Raw genomic sequence first — 25,282 nt, 5'->3', positions numbered from 1 at the left:
TTAGATTACCTTGCCCCCATGCGCTTCATCTTCTACCTGGCTGCACTACTCACTCTAGCCGCCTGTAATACCTCCGCCACCCGTACCTCCCAGCAGGCCCCCACCCGCCTACCTATAATCGTAGATGCCGACACCGCCAACGAGGTAGACGACCTCTTCGCGCTGGTGCGCGCCGTGGCCGAGCCGACCTTCGATCTGCGGGGCATCACCTCCGCCCAGTTCCACACCTCGCCACTGGCCTCGGACAATACGGTACAGGAAAGCCAAGACATTAATGAGGAGCTTCTCCGGCTACTGGACCGTGAAGACATTCCCCACCCCCTCGGCGCGAACGTGCCGCTGGCCGATCGCAGCACCCCCTCCCCCTCGCCCGCCGCCTCGCTCATCATTGAAGAGGCACTGCACCTGCCGCCGGGCCAAAAACTTCACTTGGTCATTCTGGGCTCCTGTACCAATGTGGCCTCGGCCGTGCTCCTAGAACCCAAGATCATTCCCCGGGTAAGCGTACACTACCTGGGCTTCTGGCACGACCCGGCCACCAATACCTACAATAAGAAGGAATTTAACTCTGGCAACGATACCCTGGCCGTGGCCGTACTGCTGGACACCGAGGGGCTGGAGCTGGACGTGATGACCGCCACCACCAGTCAGCACCTCGTCTTCGACCGTACGGACGTAGAGCAGCGGCTGAAGGGCCAGGGCGGGGCGGCCGACTACCTCGTAGACCGCTGGGACAGCTACACCCGCTGGTGGACCCAGGAAGACCCCGAAAAGGCCCACTGGATCATGTGGGACGTAGCCATCATCGAAGCCCTGGCCCGTCCCGAATTGGCCAGTAAAGAGGGTTACCCCACCCCTCCGGAGAATGCACTGCGCGAGATCGGCATCTATACCGAGATCGACGTGCCGGGTATGAAGACAGACTTCTGGAGCCGCTTTCCCGGCCTAGACGATGCTGAATAGTTATTCCGGCAACTGACTTAGCGAATTTTCGCTAAAACACAACGAATGGCTTGTGCCCTACGTTCTTAGCCCGTAACTTAGCAGCGAATTTTCGCTAAAGCACTAAAACTATCCGGATCATGCCAGCTACGCTAACCGCACAACAAGTCCTCAAGGGCGGCGAATTTTTGATCGCCGATGCCGATTACCACAGCACCTTCACGCCCGAAGAGTTCAGTGAAGAGCAGCTCATGGTCAAGCAGATGGTGGAAGATTTTATCCAGCAGGAAATCTACCCCAACCTAGATAAGATCGAGAAGCAGGAGGACAACATTGCCCCCCGCCTACTGGAAAAAATGGCCGACCTCGGTCTGCTCGGTTCCCACATGCCCGAATCCTACGGCGGCATGGAGATGGACACCAACACCAACACCCTGATCTGTGACGTCATGGGCGGCAGCTCGGGATCGTTTACGGTATCCTACGCGGCACACACCGGTATCGGTATGCTGCCCATCCTGTACTTCGGTACCGAGGCACAGAAAGAAAAGTACCTGCCCCGCCTGATCAATGGCGAACTCAAGGCCGCCTACTGCCTCACCGAGCCCGGTAGCGGATCGGACGCCATGGGGGCCAAGACCAGTGCGACCCTGGACGGTGACGCCTACGTGCTCAACGGCCAGAAGATGTGGATCTCGAACGCCGGCTTCGCCGACGTTTTCATCGTGTTCGCTCAGGTAGACGGCGACAAGTTCACCGGCTTCATCGTACCCAGCGGACTGGACGGACTCACCCTCGGCGCCGAAGAAGACAAGCTCGGCATCAAGGGTAGCTCTACCCGTCAGGTATTCTTCGAGAATGTACGCGTACCGGCTGACAACAGCCTCGGACAGATCGGTAAGGGTCACCTAATCGCCTTCAACGTCCTCAATGTAGGCCGTTTCAAGCTGCACGCCCTCAGCATGGGAGGCAGCAAGCGCTCCCTGGAAGTGGGTGTCCGCTACGCCAACGAACGCATTCAGTTCAAGCAGCCGATCGCCAACTTCGGTGCCATCAAGTACAAGATCGGCGAATCCGCCATTCGCATTTTCGCCGGTGAGAGCGCGCTGTACCGCGTCAGCCAGCAGATCCAGGACATGAACAAGCAGCTGCAGGCGGATGGGAAGTCCTTCGCCGAGGCCAAGCTACTGAGCGCCGAAGAGTACGCCATCGAGTGTGCCCTGCTCAAGTTCCTCGGTTCCGAGACGCTTGACTACACCGTAGATGAAGTCGTGCAGATCCACGGCGGCATGGGCTACTCCGAAGAGACCCTCGCCCCCCGTATGTACCGCGACAGCCGCATCAACCGCATCTACGAGGGCACCAACGAGATCAATCGCCTGCTCAGCGTGGATATGCTACTGCGCCGTGCCATGAAGGGTGCGCTGGACATCGTAGGACCCGCCTGGGCCGTACAGAAGGAACTCAGCGGCATGCCCGACATGACCCCGCCCGAGGGCGAGTACGGTCAGGAGATCAAGGCCATCGCAGACTTCAAGAAGCTGATCCTCATGGTAGCCGGTGCGGCCGCTAAGGAGCAGATGGACGGCAAGATCAACCTGAAGTCCGAGCAGGAGATCCTGATGAACGTAGCCGATATGCTCGGTGACCTCCTACAGGCCGAGAGCACCCTGCTCCGGGTACAGAAGATGCGTGCCGAGGGATTGGGTAAGCAGGACATCAGCGTCTACGACGCGATCCTGCGCACTTACATCCACGACGTCACCGCTCGTATGATGAAGAATGGCACGGATGCCGTAGCTAGCTTCGTCGAGGGCGATATGCTGCGCACCTTCACGATGGGCATCAAGCGCTTCACGAAGTACCCCCCACAGAACGTCAAGAAGCTGCGCCGCCTGGTCGCCGATACGGTGATCGAGGCGAATGCCTACGTGCTCTAGTTCAAGGGGTTAAGGTTTCAAGTGAAAAGGGGTTAAGGACGTGATGTCCTTAACCCCTTTTCTCCGTAACTCCTCAACCCCTTGCTATATCTTGACCACTTCGGCCTGGATGGGGTAGTCGGCCAGGATACGGTTGGTGAAGGCCATGTGTCCGCGGGGGACGGCCAGGTACAGCTTACCGTGCTTGTAGGCGGCCAGGCTGGAGAGCAGCCGCCACTTGGTGACCAGCTCGCGTTCGTCGTCGGTCTTCATACCGAGCTCGAAGTAGCTCTTGCGGCCATTGACCTCACCGGTGACGTCGGGGATGAAGTACTCCTCGGTGTCCTTGCTGCGGCGGATCTTGGCGGGGGTTTCGTAGCCTTCGGCGTTTGCCTTGACGTTGTCGAAGCCCTTCTTATTTACGATCTTGTCGAGCAGGGTTTGAATAAGCTCCGCGTCCTTTTGCTGCGCGTCGGTGAGAATTCCGTTTTCCATTGTGGGATAAGTAATTTAAAAGGTCGTAGTCAGTCAGCGAATATCCACAAATTCCGCTAGACGGGTGGGTCGGCCACCGGATCTGGGAGATGCGTCATTCGCAAGTGCTTATATGAGAACGTTACCAGTCCGACCGGAGTTCTTGCGCGGTCACTAGTAAGCCTATCCCCCCCGTGTTGTACTTTGGGAGCTCCAACGCTTAAACTTGATCATGATGAACACCGACCAGCGTCCCTGGCTCGCACAGTACCCCGCCGGCATCCCCGCCAACGTCGAGGTAGATTCCTTTCCTACCCTCCGGGCGCTCATCGCCGATGCGACCAAGCAGCACGGGAACAAGGCCGCCTTCTCCTGCATGGGCAAGGACGTCACCTACAATGAGCTCGACCGCCTCAGCACCGCCTTCGGAGCCTACCTGCACTACCGCGGCCTGCAACCCGGCGACCGCGTGGCCGTCATGATGCCCAATATGCTGCAGTACCCCATCGCGCTACACGGTATCCTCAAGGCCGGACTGGTGATCGTCAACACCAACCCGCTCTACACGCCGCCGGAGATGAAGCACCAGTTCACCGACAGCGGGGCCAAGGCCATCATCATCGCCGAGAACTTCGCGGCCAATCTGCAGAAGATCGTAGGAGAAACGGACATCCACACCGTCATTCTCACCAGCATCGGTGGCATGCTGGGCTGGATCAAGGGCGGCCTGACCAACTTCGTCGTGCGCAACGTCAAGAAGATGGTGCCCGCCTACGACCTGCCCAATGCCGTACAGTTCCAGACCGCCCTGGACGAGGGCAAGAAGTATAAGCTGCCCCAGTTTACCGGTCAGCCCACCGATACCATCGCCCTGCAGTACACCGGCGGCACCACCGGCGTATCCAAGGGAGCCATGCTCACCAACAGCAATCTGGTAGCCAACGCCCTGCAGTCGAAGGCCTGGATGACGCAGAAGCTCGAGGCCGGTAGCCAGGAGCGGATGCTCTGTCCCCTGCCGCTGTACCACATCTTCGCCTTCACGGTCAATTCAGTAGCCATCTTCGCCCATGGCATCTGCAACGTGCTCATCGTCAATCCCCGCGACCTGAGTACCATCGTCAAGGCCTTTAAGGACAACCGCATCGCCGGCATGACCGGAGTAAATACGCTCTTCAATGGGCTGCTCAACGATAAGGACTTCACCAAGCTCGACTTCCGCCACCTCAAGATCACCGTCGGCGGCGGCATGGCCGTACAGCGCGCAGTAGCCGAGCGCTGGCAGAAGCTTACCGGCGTACCCCTCAGCGAGGGCTACGGACTGACCGAGACCAGCCCCTCGGCCAGCATGAACCCCCTGAACGACAAACTCCGCATCGGCTCCATTGGCGTGCCACTGCCGAATACCGACATGCGGGTCTGGAACGAAGACGCGCACCGCGTAGCCACCAGCGAGGAGCGCGGCGAGATCCAGATTAAGGGCCCCCAGGTCATGAAGGGCTACCTCAACCGCCCGGAAGACACCGCCAAGGTGCTGCAGGACGGCTGGCTCAGTACCGGCGACATCGGCATGATGTCCGAAGACGGCTTCTTCACCATCGTAGACCGCAAGAAGGACATGATCCTGGTCTCAGGCTTCAACGTTTACCCCAACGAAGTAGAGGACGTGATCGCCGCCCACCCCAAAGTACTGGAGGTAGCCGCCGTAGGCGTACCCAGCGAGCGCTCCGGCGAGGTGGTCAAGATCTACGTCGTCAAGAAAGACGCCTCGCTCACCAAGGAGGAGCTCATCACCTACGCCCGCGAGAGCCTGACTGGCTACAAGATTCCCAAGGAGGTCGAGTTTCGCGATGACCTGCCGAAGAGCAACGTCGGCAAGATCCTGCGGCGGGAACTGCGGGAGGCCTAGGTCGAGGCGTTGCACGCCGAGGAGCTACGAACCATCACCATGGACCTCCATACCCTACTCACCGGCCTCGATCCCGTCCACATCGCCCGCCAGCTCATCGGTCAGGAGCTCTACACCCACATCGACGGCCGGGAGACCGCCGGCCTCATCACCGAAACGGAGGCCTACTGGGCCCCCGACGACCGGGCCAGCCACGCCTACGGCTACCGGCGTACGCCGCGCACCGAGCCCTTTTACCAGCGGGCAGGCACGAGCTACGTTTACCTCTGCTACGGCATCCACGAGTTGTTCAATGTGATCACGGGGCCGGAGGGGGTGCCCCACGCCATTCTGATCCGCGCCATCGAGCCCACACAGGGCGTGCATACCATGCTGGCGCGCCGTCCTATGGAAAGCTTAAAGCCGCAACTTAGCCGCGGACCCGGCGTTGTTTCCAGGATTCTGGGCATCACCCGGGCACACAACGCTCTGGACCTGCTCCACCCCGACAGTCCCGTACAACTGCGGGCGCGGCCGCCGGTGCCGAGTGATGAGCTGGTGACTACTCCCCGCATCGGCATCGCCGGGGCCGGACCCGAATGGGCCGCCAAACCCTGGCGCTTCTACCGCAAGGGGAGCCGGTACGTAAGTAGACTCAACGCCTTCCAATGAACTTACACGCTTCGCTCCTTTCTGCGCACCTGCGTATATCCGCCCTCCTGCTGGTTTTGTTACTGAATGGACTGCTAACGGCACAGAACGAGCAGGACCTGAAGTACTACGACAACACCTACGTCGACCACATCAAGACGGTGCGGCTACACGTGGATGGCTTTCCGCACTCCTACCCCGTGATCGAGCTGGGTGGCGGGGCCCGCCTGCGCCTCTCCTTCGATGACCTGCGCGAAGAGGTGGGCCGGTATTCGTACAGCTTCGTGCACTGCGACCGGGACTGGACCCCCTCCACCCTGGGCCAAATGGAGTACAACAGCGGGTACGGCAACGACTACCTGGAGGACTACGACTTCAGTCTGCGCACCCTGGCCCGCTACGTGCACTACGACCTGACCTTCCCGAACCGGAACATGCGCCTGGAACGCAGTGGAAACTACCTGCTGGTGGTCTACGATACGCAGCAGGACAACCGCCCCGTGATCACCCGCCGCTTCATGGTAGCGGAGAATGTAGCGGGACTGAGCGCGCAGGTGACCCGCCCCAACCGGGTCGATAAGATCCACACCCACCAGGAAGTGCAGCTATCGGCCAACACCAAGCAACTGCAGCCGCGGGCACCGCTACAGGAGCTGAGCGCCAGCATCCTGCAGAACGGCCGCTGGGACAATGCCGTGACCGGCGTACAGCCCAACCTGCTGGGCCGCGAGAGCGTGCAGTTCAACTACCAGGACCTGATCGTATACCGGGGGGGCAACGAGTTTCGTAATCTGGACCTGCGCTCGATCCAGGCCCCGCGCACGCCCGTAGCCAGTATCACCAATGAGGGTAGCAACTACGCCATGCTACTGGCCCCGGAGGAGACACGCGGCAACAGCGTGTACGTGCAGTACTTCGACCTGAATGGCGATTTCGTCAACTTCCGTAGCGACCGGCCGGTGGTGAACCTGGCCGATGAATTTCTGCAGGAGAACTTTGCGCGCTTCGGGCTCGACTTCACCGGCGACTACATCGAGGTGACCTTTGTGCTCAAGCCCCGCAACGGCGTACCGCTCGATGAGGACGTGTACCTGTTCGGTATGATGACCGAATGGCGACTCAAGTACGACTACCGCATGGTCTGGAACACCAACATCAACGCCTATGTGGGCCGGGTGCTGATCAAGCAGGGCTTCTACAACTACTACTTCGTGACCGACCAGGGGGAGTCGGGCCGCAAGCTTCTGCGCCCCGGCGACCGGGTGGGCTACGACCGCACGGAAGACAGTTTCACCGAGACCGAGAACGACTACCTCAGCCTGCTCTACTACCGTCCGCTGGGCGGACGCTACGACCGGCTGGTAGGTACTACGCTCACGAACAGCAACCAGTAGCGCCGGTCTAGTACATCTCGTCATTCATAGAATATATTTCTCCGCGTGGAGGGAAGCCGTAGTTTTGCTGGCCTAAACGATCAGTATGAACCGCCGCATCTTCTACCTCCTCGTCCCCCTCTGTTTTCCCCTTATCGTATCCGCCCAGACTGACCGGGAATGGACCCTCAGCGAGGCGGTCACCTACGCCCGGGAAAACAACCTGCAGGTGCGCCGCATCAACAACAGCACCGAGCTGGCACAGATCGATGTGCAGCAGGGCCGCAACAACCGCCTGCCGACGCTGACCGGAGGGACCGGCGTAAATCTACAGCTGGGCCGCACCATCGACCCCACTACGAACACCTTCGAAGCGCAGAATATTCTCTCCCAGGGCTACCAGCTACAGGGGGCAGTGACCATCTATAACGGTGGGCGCATCAAGAATCAGCTGCGGCAGTTCGAGCTAGACCTCGAGGCCGCCCGTACCGATGCCGAGGTGACCGGCAACGACATTGGCCTGCAGGTCGCCAATAGCTACCTTACGATCCTACTCACCCGCGAGCAGCTCGCCAACGCCCGGGCCCAGCTCGCTCTCACGGACGAGCAACTCGCTAATACGGACGCACAAATTCGGGCCGGTAGTATCCCTGCCGGACAGCGCTACGATATCATTGCTCAGCAGGCCGCCAACCAGCGCTCCGTAGTGGAGTTGGAGAATCAAGTTCGGCTGGCCAAACTGGATCTGCAATTACTTCTGGAGCTCGACCCCGATCCGAACTTCGAGATCGCCACCCCGGTACGTGACCTAGAGGAGGCCACCCTGCTTACTGACTACGACCTGGACGAAGTGCTCAACGCCGCTCGCCAGACCCAGCCTACCATCCGGGCGGCGGAGCTGCGCCGCTCCTCGGCCGAGGTACAGAAAGATATCGCGCGGTCGGGTCTGCTTCCTACCGTTCAGCTCTACGCTAGTGTGAATACGAACTATTCTAACCTGGGTAGGGACTTCGAAAATCCGGACGAGTCCAACGTAAAGTTCGTAGAGGGGCCTACGGTGCCCGTTCTCATCAATGGGGAGGAGAGCACGCTATCGACTTTTAGTCAGACCGGCCTCGTATTTCCCAAACTGGGCTACGTCGACCAGCTCGATCAGAACCTGGGCCAGTCCTTCGGCTTCAACATCTCGGTACCCATTTACCAGCAAAACTTCAACCGGCTCAACGTACAGCGGGCGGAGGTGCAGCGCATGGGCGCCGAGATCGAAATGGAACAGGCCGAGAACCAGCTGCGCTCCGATGTAGAGCGTGCCCTGGGTGACCTACGGGCCGCCCGCGAGACCTACCGTGCCGCACAGATCAGCGAGGAGGCCGCCCAGAATGCCTACGATATCGCCCAGCGCAGCTACAATGCCGGAGCCACCAACAGCCTCGACCTCACTACGGCAGCGAACCGACTGGAGCAGGCGCGCGTAGAGTTTACCCGCACGAAGTACCAGCTCATTTTCAACCGGGAGGTGATCCAGTTCTACCTCGGCCAGGGGCTCAGCCTCGATTAATTTTACCCCAGTAAACGCATACCAATCATGTCCCGCAAAGCAATCTTTTTAGTCCTCGGTATCCTCGCCCTCGTCGTCATCGCCGCCGTGGTATTCAGTGGCCGGGGGGAGGACGGCACCCGCGTGTTCGTCCAGGAAGCCAAGCAACGCCCCATCCAGGAAGTAGTCAGTGCCAGTGGCAAGATTTTTCCACAAACGGAGGTCAAGATCAGCTCTGACGTATCCGGTGAGGTCATCGAGCTCTACGTAGAAGAGGGCGATAGCGTCGTACCCAACCAGTTGCTCGCCAAGATCGACGCCGACGTCTACCAGTCACAGGTTGCCCGGGGAGTAGCCGGCGTGAACAGCAGCCGGGCCCAACTCGCCAACTCCGAAGCCCAGATCAATACCAGTAAGGCCAATCGCGACCAGATCCTGGCCCAGCTCGAGAATGCCCGCAACGTACTGGCCCGCAACGAGCAGCTCTTCGAGGATGAGGTCATTAGCCGGGCTACCCTGGAGACTAGTCAGGCCGAAGTACGCAGCCTGGAGGCAAGTCTCACCGCCGCCGAAAGCAACGTCAGGGCTGCCGAAGAAACCGCCCGCGCCGCCCAGTATAATATCCAGTCCAGCGAAGCGAATCTCGGTGAGCTACGGACCAGCCTGCGGCGTACCACGCTCTATGCCCCGATGGGCGGCGTGGTGTCCCTGCTCAATGTAGAGGAAGGTGAACGGGTAGTAGGTACTATCCAGATGACCGGTACCGAGCTCATGCGTATCGCCAACCTGAACGCCATGGAAGTACGGGTAGAGGTGAGCGAGAACGACGTGCCCTCCGTCAAACTCGGTGACAAGGCCGAAGTAGAAGTAGATGCCTACCTCAACCGCACCTTCGCCGGTACCGTGACCCAGATCGCCAACTCCAGCACGACGGCCGGTCTGGCGGATAACGTCCTGAATTCCGATCAGGTGACCAACTTCGAGGTCCGCATCAGCATCGACCCCAGTAGCTACGCCGACCTGGTAGCTACCGGCAACGCCTACCCCTTCCGCCCGGGCATGTCGGCCAGCGTAGATATCCTGACCAAACTGGCCCCGGATGCCCTGAGCGTACCCATCGAGTCGGTGACCACCCGCGAGCAGACGGAGGAGGATGAGGCAGCGGAAGAAAGTGCCGGCACGAATGCCCTCAAAGAAGTCGTCTTCGTAGTACGCGGCGATACGGTAGCTGAAGTACCAGTAGTCACGGCGCTACAGGACGCCAAGCACATCCAGGTGACCGAGGGGCTCGAGGTAAACGACAAGGTAGTGGCCGGTCCCTACGGTGCACTATCCCGCGACCTGAAGTCAGGCGAGCGGGTCATCGTCGTAGCGAAAGATGAGTTCTACACCGCGGAGGGCGACTAAGAAACCCCTCCGCAGTCCATGCCGTGAAGGGGTTTGATAATTAAGGTATGTCAGAAAGCTAAAAGTGGACGGGACCCTACGGGCTCCGCATATGTGTTGTCAGTGAAGTCTCTCAGTCATAAATATGATTCGTCTGCCAAATATAGGCCCCGGACCACTCTGTTGCAAATCCTGCCACCACTATTTCTGCTTTTCCGCCCCCATGCCTATGGGGTAGATCCAATTTACTTTCCGTTGCTGTAGAAAAAGGTCTGCCGGGGGGAGACAGCGCGCGACGACGTACTAGTCGTTGAACACTTCTACGTCGCGATTCTTCACGATCAGGTCCGTGAACTTGCCCTTGAAGCGGGTGGCCTTGACGATGTGGTTATCGATCCAGTGGTAGTTGCCGCCGCGGGGCTTGCCCATGAGCATGCCGTGGTACTTGAAGTTGTGGCGGTTGAGCCATTCTTCGGTGACCTCGCGGTGTTCCTCAGTGCGGGAGGTGAAGAAGGTGATGATGTGACCGTCTTCGTACCATTTGTTGACGATCCGCAGGGCATCCGGGTAGGGCATACAGGTGCTCATGCGCTCGGGCTCCTCGTTGGGGATGTCGTCACAGACGGTACCATCAATATCGATGAGGAAGTTCTTGACGCCGGCGGCGAGCACCGGGCTGATTAGTTCGCCCTTCTCGTTGAACGTAGTTTCCAGGTCTTTTTCGGGGGAAGCCATACGGGGTAGGTTAAATTCCAGTAGGTAAACCACAAAGGTACATCCCACCGGCGCATCCATCCGACCATTAGCCACATCTTTGCCCGTACTTTACCCGCCCAACCCCGACAAACTATGCCTTCTGTTGCCCTCGTTACCGGTGCCTCTTCCGGACTCGGTGAGGCCCTCGCCCCCCTACTGGCCACCGCCGGTTGGCGGGTCTACGGCATGAGCCGGCGGGCCGTCACCCTGGAGGGTGTCGTGGCCCTACCCGCTGATATCACGGACGCCGAGGCTGTACAGCGGGCGGTACAGCAACTGCTGCGGGCGGAAGGTAGGCTGGACGCCGTACTCCACTGTGCCGGGGTCGGGGGCGCGGGTGCGGTGGAATCCATGCCGCAAGAGCGGGCGGAGGTGGTGATGCGTACCAATTTCTGGGGCAGTTGGAATGTCTGTCAGGCTACGCTCGGTCCGCTGCGGGAAAGCCCCCGGGGCCGCCTGCTACTGGTCAGTAGTATCGCCGGGCACATGGGCATCCCCTTCCGATCCGTGTACTGCGCCAGCAAGGCCGCGGTGATCGCGCTGTCGGACAGTCTGCGGCTAGAGGTCCGGGGCTCGGCCCTGCAGGTGAGCTGTGTGAGTCCGGGCGACATTGCCACTAACTCCATCGCTACCCAGTACCGGCAGCCGGCAGCGGAGCTGGACCCGTTGTACCGGGCCCGCTACCAACGGGCGGACGATGCGATGGCCGGCAACGTAGCTCAGGGCATGTCGGCAGACTACGTGGCGGGCCGTATGTTGCGTATCCTGGAGCGGGATACTCTGACCCCGCACTACGTGATCGGGCCACCGGTGCAGAAAGCGAGCACGCTGGCCAGACGCCTGCTGCCGGCCCGGGCCTGGGAGTGGGTACTGAGCCGGTATTACAGTTAGCCGGTATACGCCTCCGATTCTATTGAACATCGCCCCTACGGGGCTGTTGGAAAACACCTACTTTAACCGCCCCGGGCAGCGCGTGTACCGCCAGTGCCCCCCCTCCCATCATGAGCAATTACTCGCACCTTGCCAACGCCCATCCGGGCTACATCGAACAACTATACCATCAATTCAGCGAAGCGCCCGACTCGGTCGATGAGAGCTGGCGTGATTTCTTTCTCGGCTTCGACTATGCATCCGATAAGCAGGGCGTAGCACTACCCACGGGCACCGACGGGGAAGTAGACTGGCAGCACGTACAGAATGAACTTAACGTGTTCGCGCTCATCAAGGCCTACCGCATTCGGGGCCACGTGACCTCGAATATCGACCCCATCGAGGAGTTCAACGATCCGGACCCCGACCTGGATCTGGCCGATTTCAATCTTAGCGATGCAGACCTCGACAAGCCCTTCCAGGCCGCGCAGCACCTGTTTATGGCCGAGGGAAGTACCCTACGGCAGATCGTGGCCAACCTGCAACGGATCTACCTGGGCAGTATCGGCTTCGAGACCGACCACATCTTCCACCGCGAGAAGCGCCGCTGGCTACGGGAGCGGATCGAAAAGCACCATCCGGAAGAAGCCTACGGCCTGTCCATCGACGACAAGCGCCACATCCTGGAAGTACTCAATGACGCCGTAGGTTTCGAAGACTTCCTGAAGATCAAGTACCCCGCCCAGAAGCGCTTCGGACTGGAAGGCGGAGAGGCGGCCATCGTAGGACTAGACACCATCATCTCCGAAGCAGCCCGTGACGGCGTTGACGAGGTGGTGATCGGTATGGCACACCGCGGTCGGCTTAACGTACTGGCCAATATTATGGGTAAGTCGTACGAGAGCATCTTCCAGGAGTTCGAGGGTATTACTCCCGATAACATCAAGGGGGACGGCGACGTGAAGTACCACATGGGATATAGCTCCCTGATCGACACCCGCGTCAGTAAAGCCGTAAATGTCAAACTAGCCCCTAACCCCAGTCATCTCGAAGCGGTAGGACCGGTCGTAGAGGGCTTTGCCCGGGCTAAGGCCGATCTACTCTACGCCAACGACTACGATAAGATCGTACCCATCCTGATCCATGGCGATGCCGCCGTGGCCGGTCAGGGCGTAGTCTTCGAGACTGCCCAGATGAGTGGCCTGGAGGCCTATACTACCGGTGGAACGATCCACCTGATCATCAACAATCAGATCGGCTTTACGACCGATTACGAAGACGCCCGCACCAGTATCTACGCCAGTGGGGTAGCTACCGTCATCGAAGCTCCCGTGTTTCACGTCAATGGTGATGACCCGGAGGCCGTATTCTACGTAGCTAAGCTGGCCATGGAGTACCGTAACCGCTTCAACTCCGATGTTTTCATTGACATGCTGTGCTACCGGAAGAACGGCCACAACGAAGGGGACGATCCTGGCTACACTCAGCCCGGCATGTACGAGCGCGTCAAGCGGCATCCGAACGTGCGGCAGGTCTATACGGATCGCCTCGTGGCCCGTCATGACGTAGAAGCCAAACTGGCCAAGGAGATGGCCAAGAAGTTCAAGTCTGAACTACAGACCCTTCACCAAAAGGTCAAGAACAGTGACCTCCCCTACAGCTATCAGCCACCGGAAAAGGCCTGGAGTGAGCTAAACCGCGACCACTGGCAGGATAAGTTCTTCGCCGAGTCGCCCGAGACCGGCGTGCCACTCGAGCAAATGGAGGCTATTCTCACCCACATCACTACCCTACCCGAAGGCTTCGACCCGGTGAATAAGGTCAATCGGTTGTATAAGGGCTATGAACAGTCCGTAGCTTCGGATAAGCTCGACTGGGCGCTGGGCGAACTGAGTGCGTACGCCACGCTGCTGATGCAGGGCCATAATGTGCGCATGAGCGGACAGGATGTGCGCCGGGGCACCTTCAGCCACCGCCACGCCATCCTGAAGAGTCAGGACGGCACCAGCATCTACAATCGCCTCGATGGACTACAGGACGAGCAGGGAAAGCTACGTATCTACAACTCGCTGCTATCGGAATATGCCGTACTCGGGTTCGAATATGGATACAGCACGGCCAGTCCGGAAAACCTGGTGATCTGGGAAGCACAGTTCGGCGACTTCGCCAACGGAGCCATGACCGTATTCGATCAGTTCATCAGCAGTGGCGAGAGCAAATGGGGCCGCATGAGTGGCCTGACCGTACTCCTCCCCCACGGCTACGAGGGGCAGGGCCCGGAGCACAGCAGCGCCCGCCTGGAACGCTTCCTGCAACTCTGCGCGGAGTTCAATATGATCGTCACCAACGTGACCATGCCGGCCAACATGTTCCACCTGTTGCGCCGGCAACTCACCTGGCACTTCCGCAAGCCACTGATCGTGATGTCACCTAAGTCTGGCCTACGGCACGAGATGGCGGTGAGTTCGGTCAAGGACTTTGGTCCCGGCACCCGCTTTCAGGAGATCCTGGACGACCCTACCGTAAAATCACCTAAGAAGATCAAGCGGGTACTACTGTGCTCCGGTAAGGTATACTTCGACCTGGCGAAGCACAAGGCCGCGGAAAAGCAGAACGACGTGGCAATCGTCCGTTTCGAACAGCTCTTTCCACTGCCCACCGAGCAGGTGAAGGCCCTGCGGAAACGATACGAGGGAGCGGAATTCTACTGGGTGCAGGAGGAGAGCCGCAATGCCGGTGCCTGGAGCTACATCAGCGAGCAATTCCTATACAGCGAGCGTCTCGGCCTGGAGCTTAAACTGACCTACGTCGGTCGTCCGGCCACCGCCAGTCCGGCTACCGGGTATAAGCCGGTGCACGTACGGGAGCAGAAGGAACTGGTGCAGAAGGCCTTCGCTAAGTAGCTCGGCGGCAGCCGACTGTTACGATACATGTCGTCGGTACAGCGTAGCTTGCCCGTCCAAGTGACCAAGATGAACCTACGTACTACCGTATTACTGATCAGCCTGAGCGTATTGCTACTGGCAATGGCTACCGTGGCCGTCACCGCCGACCAGGTCAAGCACGCCGCGGCTGTACTGGGCATCGATTTTCTCGATGATGAGGAGATCGAACTGATGCTCCCTGACCTGGAAGAAAATTTAGCGGCTTTCGACAGCATTGCCTCCGCCGATATTCCGAATGGACTTTCGCCGGCGCTGGTATTTAGTCCGGTCTTACGGCCCGATCAATTGCCGGCGGATACCTCCGTCACCGCACCTGCGTTCCCGCCCAACTTGCCGCAGGGCCGTGCGCTGCTGACGGGCTACGAATGGATGACCGTGGAGCAGCTCGCCGGACTGATCTACAACCGGCAGGTCAGCAGCCGGGAGCTTACCGAATACTTCCTGCAGCGGCTTAAGGAACACGATCCTACACTGCACTGCGTGATCACCCTTACGGAGGAGCGAGCACTGGAAAAGGCGGACGCTATGGACGCCGAGCTGGCGGCAGGTACGTACCGCGGCTACCTCCACGGCATACCTTATGGAGCAAAGGACCTACTGGCCGCAAGGGGCTACCCCACCACCTGGGGAGCCGAACCCTACCGTGATCAGACCATCGACATGGATGCCTCGGTCGTAGAGCAGCTCGACGCTGCCGGCGCCGTACTCTGCGCCAAACTGAGCATGGGCGCCCTGGCCTGGGGAGACGTATGGTACGGTGAGATGACGCGCAACCCCTGGAAGGTGGAGTCTGGCAGTAGCGGCTCGTCCGCCGGATCGGCCAGCGCAGTGGCGGCCGGACTGCTACCCTTTGCCATCGGCACGGAAACGCTGGGGAGCATCGTGAGTCCGAGTACAGTGTGTGGTACAACCGGACTGCGGCCGACCTTTGGACGGGTTTCCCGGCACGGGGCGATGGCGCTGAGTTGGTCGATGGACAAAATTGGTCCGATTACGCGCTCGGCCCGGGATGCCGGATTGGTGCTGGCGGCGATCGCGCATTACGACCCCCGGGATGGGCACGCTATCCCTGCAGGCTTCCAGTATAGCCTTCCGCTGGATATTCCCGCACCCCGCCGCATTGGCTACCTGAAGGCTAGCTTCGGTGGTGACTACGACTTTGCGGCCAGCGACTCGGCGACGCTGGCCAGCCTACGTACGATCGGCTACGAGCTGGTAGAGATCGATCTACCTAGCGCACCGGAGATCGGCTTCATCCTGAGTGTGGAGGCTGCCGCGGCCTTCGAAACGCTGAGCCGGAGTGGTGATGATGACCTGCTGACGCGGCAGATGCGCAACGCCTGGCCGAACACCTTTCGGGCGGCCCACTTCGTGCCAGCCGTGGCCTACGTACAGGCCAACCGGCTACGCCGACAATTAATGATAGATCTGGATCGGGTATTTGCTGAAAATGACATCGAGGTATACGTGAATCCGAGCTGGAATTCCAGTAGCCTATTCATCACCAATATGACCGGACAACCGTCGATCACCGTACCCAACGGAATGTACGATGGTACACCGACTAGCATCACCTTCACCGGGCGGCTATTCGGGGAACAGGAACTAATTGAGGTAGCGGCGGCGTATCAGGACGCTACACGCTGGGATGAGCAGCATCCTGCTGCCTTTTGAGGTAGTGCTCCAGCTTGGCCATGGCCCGGGCGCGGTGGCTGAACCGTGCCTTTTCGGCGCGGCTCATCTGGGCGAACGTACGGCCGTCTCCTTCGGTGGGAACGAAGACCGGGTCGTAGCCAAATCCATCTTTTCCGAGGGGACAGGTGGCGATACGGCCCTCGCAAATGCCTTCAAATAACTGTTCTTCCAGTCCCTGTACTAGGCAGATCACCGTGCGGAAGCGGGCGAGTCGATCCTTTCGGGGGCCCAGCTCGGACAGTAGTTTGGCGTTGTTATCCTCCGCGCTACGGTGAGGCCCTGCATAGTGGGCGGTGCCGACTCCGGGCTCCTTATTGAGGGCATATACTTCCAACCCGGTGTCTTCGCTAAAGCAATCCTGTCGGTAGTTATCGCGTACGTGCCGGGCCTTGAGGCGGGCGTTACCTTCTAGGGTGTCGGCGGTCTCGGGAATTTCTTCCGTGCAGCCAATGTCCTTCAGGCTACGAAAGACGTAGCGGTCACCAAGCTGCTCTTGGATCTCGGCGATCTTGTTCGGGTTGTTGGTCGCGAAAACGAGGGCTTGCTTCATGGCTCAAGATACATGTGCGAACAATTGATTGCGCAGTGCGGGAACGAGTCCTGCTGAATCTCAATAATAAGCAAAAAAAATGGGCAAGCACACCAGTCGCTCAACCTCCTACCCTTGCTGCATTTCTGCCCTGGGGGAATTCAGAAGGAGCTGACCGTGTGCCGCCCAAGCCCCAAAGGTAGGACTTTAGTAGGTACGGTGTACAATTTGTCCGCTAAATTTTGACTGGCTTGCTTAGGTAATCAGGTTGCCCTGCTCATCCCACTCGGCTGTGATGGTACGGCGCTCCTGATCTACGTACTTGGGCAGTAATTCCGGGTCGTACTGCAGGCCATGGGCGTCCAGTACATCCTGGGGTACGCCGTCCCATACGTTGGGCTGATTGCCCATATAGCCAAGGTATTCTACCCCATCGCGGCTAGTAAAAAAGCCCGTGACGACCAGGAAGCGTAAGCGGTCGAAGAAGTCTATACCCGTACGCAAGGGGTTGCTCTCCGCCTCGGATTCGGGTAGCTCGTAGGCGATATCGTCCACGATGGCGAGTTGCTCTTCCGGAGTGGCCTCGATGAAGGCCTTACCGCCATAGCGCTGGCTGGTTTCGGCGTTGAGCCAGGCGAGGCCACCCCGTAGTCTGGTCTGATAGACATCGGGCTGATCCTTGGCCATGAATTCGATGAACTCGACCACCCCAGTGTCGGTGGCTTTGGCATGATCTTCGCCCGCCGGAACAATGATATCGGCGAGTACGCCAATAGTCTCTAGCTCGAAGTCGGAGAAGAAGCGCGAGTTATTGATACGCTCTTCCCGCTCGGCTTCCCAGGCGGTACGTAAGCCATAGCCCTTGGTTTCCAACTCGGTACCTGCCGAGGCGGGTACCGGGTCGGTGCCGGCTTCCTTACAGCCTACCTGGGTGAACAGTGCGGTCCCGACAGCACCGCCGAGGAGTGTTTTAAGTGATTTGCGGCGATCCATCAGATATTCATTTTTTTGAGTTCGGAGACGATGTGCTCGCTGTTGCGCATAGCCAGGGCCATAATCGTCCAGGTGGGGTTCTTATCGGCTTGCGACGAGAAGGTAGCCGCGTCGTTGATGTACACATTGGGTACATCGTGTAGTCGGCCGTATTTATTGGTGACGCTTTCCTTGGGGTCGTCGCCCATCCGGGCGGTACCTACTTCGTGGATGATGGCCCCGGGGGCTAGCATGCCATAGTCCTGCTCGTAGGTGTACTCCGGTGTCAGGATCTCGCCACCCATATCCGTGAGGATGCTGCGGAAGGTTTCCTGCATGTGCTTGGCCTGTAGGCGCTCGTGGTCTGTCCACTTGTAGTGAAAGCGCAGGGTGGGAATACCCCATTCATCCACGGAATTCGGGTCGATCTCGCAGTAGTTATCGTAGAGTGCTACCGATTCACCGCGGCCGGAGATGTAGAAACCTGCGCCGTATACGGATTTCATCTCCTTCAGGAGGGGGTTGCCGTAGCCACCCACCTTGTAGTTGAGAATTTTCTGGATGGCCTTGTGTCCACCGCCGAAGCCGTACATGGGCATACCCATGGTGCCCCCCATTTCGATGTGGTAGCCCCGGGGGAAGTCGAGCTTTTTATTATCGCCCCACCAGGGGGAATAGACATGCAGGCCACCCATGCCGTCTTCGTTGTACCGCTTGCGGTCCATCAGACTGGGAATGAAGGCTGCCGCACCGGCACCGGTACTATCATGGAGGTAGCGGCCGAGGGTGCCGGAGCTATTGCCCAATCCTTCCGTTTGTCCCTTCATTCGCGAGTTCATGAGCAGGCGCGCAGTTTCACAGGCGGAGGCAGCGAGTACGATGACCTTTCCCTTTGCTTCGTACTCCCGGCGGTCGTCCTTGCTGACGTAGCTGATGGCAGTGGCCGTGCCGGTGTCGTCAGTGATGACCTCACGGGCCATACAGTTAACCAGTATATCCACCTGCCCCTTCCCTGCCTTCACGGCGGGGAAGATGAGGCAGCTGCCGGCGCTGAAGTCGGCGTAGACTGCGCATGAGCGACTACACTGCGCGCAGTAGAAACAGACCCCGCGGTCGTCGTTGAGCTTTTTGGTCAGCATCGACATGCGGGAGGGGTATACCGGAACGCCATTTTTACGGGCGGCCTTGGTGTACATCAGTTCCGACAGGCGGGGCTTGGGTGGGGGCAGGAAGAAGCCGTCCGGATCATTGGGTAAGCCCTCGTTGGTACCCGTGACGCCGATCATCTTGTCGACCCGGTCGTAGTAGGGTTTGATCTCCTCATAGGTAATTGGCCAGTTGGCGCCTAGTCCGTCAAAATCTTTCTTGTGGAAGTCGTCGGGGCCGAAGCGCAGGCTGATCCTTCCCCAGTGGTTGGTACGTCCGCCGAGCATGCGCGAGCGGAACCACTCGAAGCGGGTATCACCTACCGTACTATATGGTTCATTGGGAAGTTCCCACCCCCCGAAGGCGGCATTGTAATCACCGAAGGGCCGGGTAGTAGAGGCGCCGCGCCGGGGGCTTTCCCAGGGCCAGCGTAGCTGCGTTTTCTGTTCTTTGTTCTGGGGGTCGAAGTAAGGACCTGCTTCGATGATGGCTACGTTGAGGCCGTTTTCGGCTAAGATGCGCGCGCTCATACCGCCGCCGGCTCCGGAGCCTACGATGACTACATCGTATTCTTTATCGTTCTTCTTTATCTGCACGGATCGCTGGGTTTGAGACTCCCAAGTTACGGCGTGCTGCGCTACTTCTACGTCGGGTTAGCGCGCTTCGATGAATTGCAGTAGATCAACGTAATCCGCCGTCTCGTTGCGGAGTCGATTCCGCTTGGCAAACTGCATCCCTTCGCTCCGTTTACTCAGACCTAGTACATCCGCGAGATCGCTCAGCCGGTTGATCTCTAAGCCGTTGCTTCCAACGACCAAATAGGTCCGAGTGACAGATTTAAGGGTCTTTCGCTGCTCACTGGTATCAAACATATTCTGCTGGGGGGGGTCTTCCCAAACGGTACTATGATTCACCAGTAGGCGACGGTCGGCACCAGCAAAGGCAACCTCATAAAGATGGGTGCCCTTGATGCGGCCCGTAGGGTCGAAGCCAGATACGAATACCCTACCCTGGGCGTCGATAATGGCCTGTACCTTTTGATTGTCCAGGTCGTAGACCTTGTCGTCCATTTGTACCTCTACCTTCTGATCGATGAGGCGAATGCGGCCGGGGAGTTCGTACTCTTGGCCGTTGAGCAAGACGATGGAGAGGGGCTGGAAGGTGGGATTTAGGTAGGCTTTTTTTGGATCAATCTCGTAGGCAAACGTAGGGTTACTTACGTAGAAGGCCCCACCGGCCGTTAGTGCTGCGCTTGGATCCTGCAGGTTGAACATGGCCTGACGAGTCTTATCGTTGGGTTCTGTCTGACTACTGAGATCGGTAGTCTGATTCTGGGCGAATGCGGTCATAGATAGCATCATCACGACTTGAAGAAGTATAGTACGATTAGTCATGGGATGGATTTAAGGGAAGAACAATATACAAAAACGGCGGACGCACCAAGGTGATGCGTCCGCCGTAGCTTGATCCAATAGGTAGTGACCGTAGGTCAAATACGCTTAATTAAATACAGGGGTTGGATCATCCAACGACTTGTCGCCGGGGTAGTTACTGTTAGAAGAAACTTCGGTAGAGGGGTAGAGAAAGCGCTCAGCAGGTGAGTTCCGCGTGTCCATATCGGCTCCAATGAAGTTGTCCGTCCGGATGATATCGTAGAAGGTCGGTAGACCAAATACAGACACATACTTCTCGACCAGAATGGCACGGAGAAGATCGTCGCCACTGAGGTCGGTGTCGTCCAGGTCTTCGTAGGAGTCCGTTCCGGTCAGATTGTCCCAGTAGTTACGCGCGTTGTTCAGCGCAGTCAGCGCAGCTTCCGAGTCACCCGTACGGGCGGCGGATTCAGCGATAATGAGTTGCACTTCGGGGTAGCCGATGACGGGGAAGTTGGCATCTGCAGCGAAGAACCCATCGGACTCTACGTTGATGCGGTAGATACCCTGGTCGATACCGGAGCTCAGGAGGTTGAGACGCGCAGCATCGTCCGTCTTATCATCCCCACGCGACAGGGCCGTGGTGTCAGAAAGAAAGTTGTACAGCGTGGACTCGACGGTGCCGGCGGTACCGAACGAGAGGTAGTTGGCACGCTGCTCAGCCTCGAACTGGTACACGAGGTTTTCGGAGAAGTTGGTCGTAGTATGGATGATGTCTACTCCATCGGAGAAGTCTTCAAAATCAGCGGCGGTGGCAGCACTTAGGGCGTTCTCGTAGTCACTCTGAGCCAGGTAGTAGCGTGCAAGCAGTGCGTTACCGAACTCCCCCCAGGTAGAGGTTCCGGTGAGCACTTCGTTAGCCACGGATACGGATCGGTCGGAACCTTCTCCGCCTATAGCGCCCTGGATCAGTGAGATAGCAGTGGCTAGCACCTGTTCCTGTGGCTCATAGCTTGGATCGGCAAATTCTAGCTTGTTGACTTCCGTGTAGGGTACATCGCCAAACATCAGTGCTGCTTCGGCGGCGTAGTAGCCTTCGAGCATCTGGGAGTAGTTGGCGATAGCGGTCTGTCCTTCTGCAGTGGCTTGCTCCCGTGCAATTTGCGCCTGGGAGATACCCTGCTGATAGAGATCACCCCACACTTCGTCGAAGGTAGCGGAGCCTACTTCGAAACGATCCTGGGTGATGTACTGGCGGTCCGTACCGGCAAACTGGTCGGCCCACATTCCGGCGATCCGGAGGGGCTCGGCCTCCGCAATGGCTGCCGTGTTCAGTACCACTTGATTAAATACTAACTGAGTGGGTACTTCGGTAAATTCGTTGGGGTTCACGTTGAGGTCATCTACAATGCTCTCACAGGACGTGAACAGTGCGGCGGATAGTAGCGCCGCATATGCTACATTCTTCATTTGTCTGATTAAGTGGAAGTGAAAAAAAACGAGCGGTCGAGGATAACGTGAAGGATGGTGCTTTGGTGACCACCCTTCACGTTTTGATTCCTGCAGACCTTACGTCATTCTAGAAGCCGAACTTTAGGTTGAACAGTACGGAGCGGCTTCCGGGGTTGTTGAAGTAGTTAAGACCACGACCGCGGGAGGCACCCGTCAGGTTAGTGTCGGGGTCAGCACCCTCGAAGGGACTCCAGAGTACGAGGTTACGTCCGGTTACGCCAATGCTGACGTTGCTCAAACCTACACCTTCCAGCAGGGTGGTAGGCAGTGCGTAGCTCAGGGTTACTTCACGCAGACGTGTCCAGGAAGCATCCTCTACGAACTGCTCGTCGATCTCACCGAAACCACCTCCGTTACCGAGGTACCACGAAGCATCAGCAGCTACGGGACCTGCACCGAAGTCGATCACGTTACCACGGAACTGCGTGCCTGCGGGGATGGTATTACCGGCAGCGTTCTTGATGTCGGACGGTGCCGTAGAGATGTTGGCCGTAGTGGTCGCGATACCAAAGTAGTTAAGAACTCCCTGGGTACCGTTCCACATATCCTGTCCCTGAGCGGTTTCGAACAGCAGGCTGAACGATACTCCCTTGTAGCCAAATTCGCTACCGAGGCCTCCGCGCCAGTCTGGGTTAGGATCACCGATCACACCCTGGATGGGGTCGTTGAAGGGGAATCCGTCCTCGTTCAGGCTCAGGCTACCGTCGGCTTCCCGGGCGTACTTGCCGCCGTAGATGGCGCCAAAGGTCTCTCCTTCCACGAGTGCGGAAGAAGTGGACGTGAAGCCGTTCAGGATCAGGCGACTGACATCGGGTAGCTTGGTTACGATGTTCTCGTTGTGGCTGGCGTTACCGAAGACGCGCCACTGCATGTCGCCACCGCGGAATACGTTGTAGGAAAAGTCAAATTCAACGCCCGTGTTGGTGATCTCGGCGATGTTGGCAAAGCTCGAGGTGAATCCACTGCTGGGAGGAGTCTCCACATCCAGCAGGGCATCTTCCGTGACCCGATCGTAGTACGTAAGTCCAACCCGCAGGTTGTTCTGGAAGAAGCGGAAGTCACCACCCAGTTCGATTTCCTTCACCCGCTCGTTGGTCAGGTTGGGGTTACCCTGGATCGAGCTGCGAGCGTACGAACCTCCGTAGTTGAGGCCATCCAGTACATCACCCCATCCACCAGAACCGGGAGTGGTGGAAACGAAGGTAGAGCGGTTGCGGTACAGTGGGGGTTCGATACCTACCTCACCGTAGCTAACACGCAGTTTGGCGAAACTAAACGCCTTGGAATCGTCGTCCAACAGCTTGTAGCCTAAGCTTACACTGGGGTAGAAGAATACTTCGTCGGGCAGGGAAGCGGTGCGTTCTGCACGACCACTCAGTTCGACCAGGAGGTTTTCTACAACCGTAAAGTTCAGGACGCCGAAGACACCGTTCTTCCGGTTCCGACTCAGGAACTGGGTAGAACCGTTGTTAGACGCGATGGCGTTCTCAATGATGAACTGATCGGAGGGTACCAACAGGTTAGTAGCCGAGCCACTGAGCCGCTGGTAGTCATTGTCGAAGTAGTTGTAGCCTACGGTGTAGTCCACCGCAAAGGCATCGCTGATGTCGGAGTTACCCGTCAGAATCAGGAACAGGTTCTGGGTCTTTTCCGTAATCTCATCCCGGAACAATCCACCCTGGCCAAAATCACCCGCTGAGTTGACGGGAAAGACGGTGCGCCGCTCGTCCGTGTAGTAATCCAGACCGTAGCGGGCCGTGAACTTCAGGTTAGGTAGGATATTGTAGTTGATCTCAGGAGCGACCAGGAAACGGTCCACTTCGGAGGGGTTCACCTGCCGGTTGATGGTCCAACCTGGGTTGTTGTAGGCCGGGCGGCCGATTCCAAGGTAGTTGCGGTAGCCACGGTGGCCGGGGCTGGATACACCGTCAACAGTGTAGTCGCCCGAGTAGTCCGTGTTATCGAAGTCGGGGGAAGTACGCAGGTAGCCCAGGTAGAGACCGGCTAGGTTAGAACCCGTTTGTACCCGGTTGGATTCTACACCAGAGTAGCTGGAGTTAACCCGGATGTTCAACTTTTCAGTTAGGTTGAAATCCTGGTTGATACGGATCGTACTACGATTGTAATCAGAATTACCGCGCAGCAGACCTTCTTGCTGGAGGCTGGAGATACTTACGTAGGTGTTGCTGTTGTCACCACGGAAGTTGACGCCTACGTTCATGTCCAGGGTGTTACCCGTTTGGAACACCTGGTCGCGGTTGGTCTCGTTGAAGGTCTGGGTATTGCCATTGTTGATGATGTTGCCATCTGCGTCGCGGGCAAACCCTCGGTACACGGTGCCCGTCTGGTCACCAGTAAAAAAGCCTCCGTCTTCGTCGAATACGGTAGCTCCACTACGATCGGAAATACGATCACCCCAGCTGAGGCCGGTGTTAGGTACGAAGGTACCGAACTGATCGAAGTTGCTACGGGTGTTAGGAGAACCCTGTCCGAAGGTGCTCTGCTTTTCGTACTCCCGGTTCACTTCGTCCAAACCGTAAGAAACACCAGCGCTCACGCTGTACTTCTTACCTCCCGTACGGCCGCGCTTGGTATTGATTACGAGTACGCCGTTGGCTGCACCCGTGCCGTAAACAGCTGCGGCGGAAGCCCCCTTGAGTACGGTGATGCTCTCAATGTCCTGTGGGTTGATGTCGTTGAGGCGACTCTGCTGTACCACACCGGCGGTACCACCACCAATGTTCGAGTTAGAGATAGGAACTCCGTCCAGAATGATCAATGGCGAGGCGTCACCGAGAATGGTGTTCTGACCGCGGATCTGGATATAAGCACCAGCACCGGGATCACCCGAGTTACGGGTAATGTTGATACCAGAGGTCTTACCCGCCAGGCCCTGGACTACGCCAGTTTCACCCGAGCGCTGAAGCACGTCCGCCTTTACCAGTGTTGCGGAGGAAAGATCCTCGTCCCGCCGCCGTTCGATGCCCAGGGCAGTCACGACGACTTCCCCCAACTGGGCGGCGTTTTCTTCCAGAGAAATATTGTAGGTGGTAGTACCGATCTGCAGGTCCACGGTCTGCGTCGTGAAACCCGTGTAGCTGACGATGAGGGCAGTAGACCCATCGGGTATAGCGAGGGTGAAGTTGCCATCGATGTCGGTAACTGTTCCAGACGTCGTGTTCTCTACCAGAACCGAGGCGCCGATGAGGGCTTCTCCTTCTGTGTCAGAAACGGTACCGGAAACAGTCTGCTGTGCTATCGCCATGCTGCACGCAAAACTGACGATGGCAAGCAAGAGTAGTATTCTTTTCATGCTA

The 25,282-nt window shown here is 58.3% G+C and carries 18 protein-coding genes and 1 other RNA gene; 10 read left to right on the top strand and 9 right to left on the bottom strand.

All coding sequences use genetic code 11. The annotated features are described in order from the left end of the window. The first annotated feature begins 18 nt into the window (after positions 1-18). Together MJQ68_RS13635 and MJQ68_RS13630 are read left to right on the top strand one after the other, a co-directional pair. A complete protein-coding gene (locus tag MJQ68_RS13635; RefSeq protein WP_238751685.1) occupies positions 19-963 on the top strand; it encodes a nucleoside hydrolase in 945 nt (314 codons plus the stop codon). 119 nt (positions 964-1,082) lie between these two features. Further along, positions 1,083-2,882, top strand: a complete 1,800-nt coding sequence (locus tag MJQ68_RS13630; protein ID WP_238751684.1) for an acyl-CoA dehydrogenase family protein — start codon at positions 1,083-1,085, stop codon at positions 2,880-2,882. 84 nt (positions 2,883-2,966) lie between these two features. Here MJQ68_RS13630 and MJQ68_RS13625 read toward each other — a convergent pair whose 3' ends face one another. Then, complete coding sequence (locus tag MJQ68_RS13625; RefSeq protein WP_238751683.1) at positions 2,967-3,356, bottom strand: hypothetical protein; 390 nt, start codon at positions 3,354-3,356, stop codon at positions 2,967-2,969. Positions 3,357-3,570: 214 nt separating this feature from the next. Between MJQ68_RS13625 and MJQ68_RS13620 the strand changes: the two genes are divergently transcribed. The 5 genes from MJQ68_RS13620 to MJQ68_RS13600 all read left to right on the top strand — a co-directional run bounded on the left by MJQ68_RS13620 (position 3,571) and on the right by MJQ68_RS13600 (position 10,188). Continuing rightward, complete coding sequence (locus MJQ68_RS13620) at positions 3,571-5,241, top strand: AMP-binding protein (RefSeq protein WP_238751798.1); 1,671 nt, start codon at positions 3,571-3,573, stop codon at positions 5,239-5,241. A gap of 39 nt (positions 5,242-5,280) precedes the next feature. After that, the gene (locus MJQ68_RS13615; RefSeq protein WP_238751682.1) at positions 5,281-5,892 is read left to right on the top strand and encodes a DNA-3-methyladenine glycosylase; all 612 of its coding nucleotides are present in this window, start codon (positions 5,281-5,283) and stop codon (positions 5,890-5,892) included. After that, a complete protein-coding gene (locus tag MJQ68_RS13610; RefSeq protein WP_238751681.1) occupies positions 5,889-7,265 on the top strand; it encodes a type IX secretion system plug protein in 1,377 nt (458 codons plus the stop codon). Before MJQ68_RS13615 ends, MJQ68_RS13610 begins: the two co-directional genes overlap by 4 nt. Before the next feature lie 85 nt (positions 7,266-7,350). Further along, positions 7,351-8,802: a TolC family protein gene (locus MJQ68_RS13605; protein ID WP_238751680.1), complete on the top strand. Its 1,452-nt coding sequence runs from the start codon at positions 7,351-7,353 to the stop codon at positions 8,800-8,802. 27 nt (positions 8,803-8,829) lie between these two features. Further along, positions 8,830-10,188, top strand: coding sequence for an HlyD family secretion protein (locus MJQ68_RS13600; RefSeq protein WP_238751679.1), 1,359 nt, complete (start codon positions 8,830-8,832; stop codon positions 10,186-10,188). Positions 10,189-10,470: 282 nt separating this feature from the next. Here the strand turns inward: MJQ68_RS13600 and MJQ68_RS13595 are convergent, their stop codons facing one another. Continuing rightward, a complete protein-coding gene (locus MJQ68_RS13595) occupies positions 10,471-10,902 on the bottom strand; it encodes an HAD family acid phosphatase (RefSeq protein WP_238751678.1) in 432 nt (143 codons plus the stop codon). A 114-nt stretch (positions 10,903-11,016) separates the two neighbouring features. On the opposite strand from MJQ68_RS13595, the gene MJQ68_RS13590 reads away from it, so the two are divergent. The 3 genes from MJQ68_RS13590 (at position 11,017) to MJQ68_RS13580 (ending at position 16,412) form a co-directional block, all read left to right on the top strand. Then, positions 11,017-11,814 (top strand): SDR family NAD(P)-dependent oxidoreductase, encoded by a 798-nt coding sequence (locus MJQ68_RS13590; RefSeq protein ID WP_238751677.1) that lies wholly within the window; start codon positions 11,017-11,019, stop codon positions 11,812-11,814. A gap of 110 nt (positions 11,815-11,924) precedes the next feature. Next, positions 11,925-14,696: a 2-oxoglutarate dehydrogenase E1 component gene (locus MJQ68_RS13585; protein WP_238751676.1), complete on the top strand. Its 2,772-nt coding sequence runs from the start codon at positions 11,925-11,927 to the stop codon at positions 14,694-14,696. 69 nt (positions 14,697-14,765) lie between these two features. Beyond that, positions 14,766-16,412: an amidase gene (locus tag MJQ68_RS13580; RefSeq protein ID WP_238751675.1), complete on the top strand. Its 1,647-nt coding sequence runs from the start codon at positions 14,766-14,768 to the stop codon at positions 16,410-16,412. Here MJQ68_RS13580 and rdgB read toward each other — a convergent pair. The 7 genes from rdgB to MJQ68_RS13545 form a co-directional block, all read right to left on the bottom strand. Beyond that, positions 16,375-16,983 carry an RdgB/HAM1 family non-canonical purine NTP pyrophosphatase gene (rdgB, locus tag MJQ68_RS13575; protein WP_238751674.1) on the bottom strand — a complete coding sequence of 203 codons (609 nt, stop codon included), beginning with the start codon at positions 16,981-16,983 and terminating at the stop codon, positions 16,375-16,377. The genes MJQ68_RS13580 and rdgB overlap by 38 nt on opposite strands. Positions 16,984-17,057: 74 nt before the next feature. Continuing rightward, positions 17,058-17,154: signal recognition particle sRNA small type (ffs, locus tag MJQ68_RS13570), an RNA gene on the bottom strand. A gap of 63 nt (positions 17,155-17,217) precedes the next feature. Then, on the bottom strand, positions 17,218-17,955 hold the full coding sequence (locus MJQ68_RS13565) for a gluconate 2-dehydrogenase subunit 3 family protein (RefSeq protein WP_238751673.1): 738 nt from the start codon (positions 17,953-17,955) through the stop codon (positions 17,218-17,220). Beyond that, positions 17,955-19,676, bottom strand: coding sequence for a GMC oxidoreductase (locus tag MJQ68_RS13560; RefSeq protein WP_238751672.1), 1,722 nt, complete (start codon positions 19,674-19,676; stop codon positions 17,955-17,957). Before MJQ68_RS13560 ends, MJQ68_RS13565 begins: the two co-directional genes overlap by 1 nt. A 57-nt stretch (positions 19,677-19,733) precedes the next feature. Beyond that, on the bottom strand, positions 19,734-20,474 hold the full coding sequence (locus MJQ68_RS13555) for a hypothetical protein (protein ID WP_238751671.1): 741 nt from the start codon (positions 20,472-20,474) through the stop codon (positions 19,734-19,736). 105 nt (positions 20,475-20,579) lie between these two features. Continuing rightward, entirely contained in the window at positions 20,580-21,923 is a 1,344-nt protein-coding gene (locus MJQ68_RS13550; RefSeq protein WP_238751670.1) for a SusD/RagB family nutrient-binding outer membrane lipoprotein, read from the bottom strand. Between the two features lie 109 nt (positions 21,924-22,032). Next, complete coding sequence (locus MJQ68_RS13545) at positions 22,033-25,278, bottom strand: SusC/RagA family TonB-linked outer membrane protein (protein ID WP_238751669.1); 3,246 nt, start codon at positions 25,276-25,278, stop codon at positions 22,033-22,035. Positions 25,279-25,282: the final 4 nt, after the last annotated feature.

Source organism: Neolewinella maritima, assembly GCF_923081025.1.
Classification (GTDB): domain Bacteria; phylum Bacteroidota; class Bacteroidia; order Chitinophagales; family Saprospiraceae; genus Neolewinella; species Neolewinella maritima.
Note: the sequence above shows the minus strand (reverse complement) of the source record. Positions and strands in the feature narration are given on the sequence as shown.

Bases quoted from the DNA above. Each gene is read 5' to 3' on its own strand.
- MJQ68_RS13635 (WP_238751685.1), top strand. From the start codon at position 19: ATGCGCTTCATCTTCTACCTGGCTGCACTACTCACTCTAGCCGCCTGT.
- MJQ68_RS13630 (WP_238751684.1), top strand. From the start codon at position 1,083: ATGCCAGCTACGCTAACCGCACAACAAGTCCTCAAGGGCGGCGAATTT.
- MJQ68_RS13625 (WP_238751683.1), bottom strand. From the start codon at position 3,356: ATGGAAAACGGAATTCTCACCGACGCGCAGCAAAAGGACGCGGAGCTT.
- MJQ68_RS13620 (WP_238751798.1), top strand. From the start codon at position 3,571: ATGAACACCGACCAGCGTCCCTGGCTCGCACAGTACCCCGCCGGCATC.
- MJQ68_RS13615 (WP_238751682.1), top strand. From the start codon at position 5,281: ATGGACCTCCATACCCTACTCACCGGCCTCGATCCCGTCCACATCGCC.
- MJQ68_RS13610 (WP_238751681.1), top strand. From the start codon at position 5,889: ATGAACTTACACGCTTCGCTCCTTTCTGCGCACCTGCGTATATCCGCC.
- MJQ68_RS13605 (WP_238751680.1), top strand. From the start codon at position 7,351: ATGAACCGCCGCATCTTCTACCTCCTCGTCCCCCTCTGTTTTCCCCTT.
- MJQ68_RS13600 (WP_238751679.1), top strand. From the start codon at position 8,830: ATGTCCCGCAAAGCAATCTTTTTAGTCCTCGGTATCCTCGCCCTCGTC.
- MJQ68_RS13595 (WP_238751678.1), bottom strand. From the start codon at position 10,902: ATGGCTTCCCCCGAAAAAGACCTGGAAACTACGTTCAACGAGAAGGGC.
- MJQ68_RS13590 (WP_238751677.1), top strand. From the start codon at position 11,017: ATGCCTTCTGTTGCCCTCGTTACCGGTGCCTCTTCCGGACTCGGTGAG.
- MJQ68_RS13585 (WP_238751676.1), top strand. From the start codon at position 11,925: ATGAGCAATTACTCGCACCTTGCCAACGCCCATCCGGGCTACATCGAA.
- MJQ68_RS13580 (WP_238751675.1), top strand. From the start codon at position 14,766: ATGAACCTACGTACTACCGTATTACTGATCAGCCTGAGCGTATTGCTA.
- rdgB (WP_238751674.1), bottom strand. From the start codon at position 16,983: ATGAAGCAAGCCCTCGTTTTCGCGACCAACAACCCGAACAAGATCGCC.
- MJQ68_RS13565 (WP_238751673.1), bottom strand. From the start codon at position 17,955: ATGGATCGCCGCAAATCACTTAAAACACTCCTCGGCGGTGCTGTCGGG.
- MJQ68_RS13555 (WP_238751671.1), bottom strand. From the start codon at position 20,474: ATGACTAATCGTACTATACTTCTTCAAGTCGTGATGATGCTATCTATG.
- MJQ68_RS13550 (WP_238751670.1), bottom strand. From the start codon at position 21,923: ATGAAGAATGTAGCATATGCGGCGCTACTATCCGCCGCACTGTTCACG.
- MJQ68_RS13545 (WP_238751669.1), bottom strand. From the start codon at position 25,278: ATGAAAAGAATACTACTCTTGCTTGCCATCGTCAGTTTTGCGTGCAGC.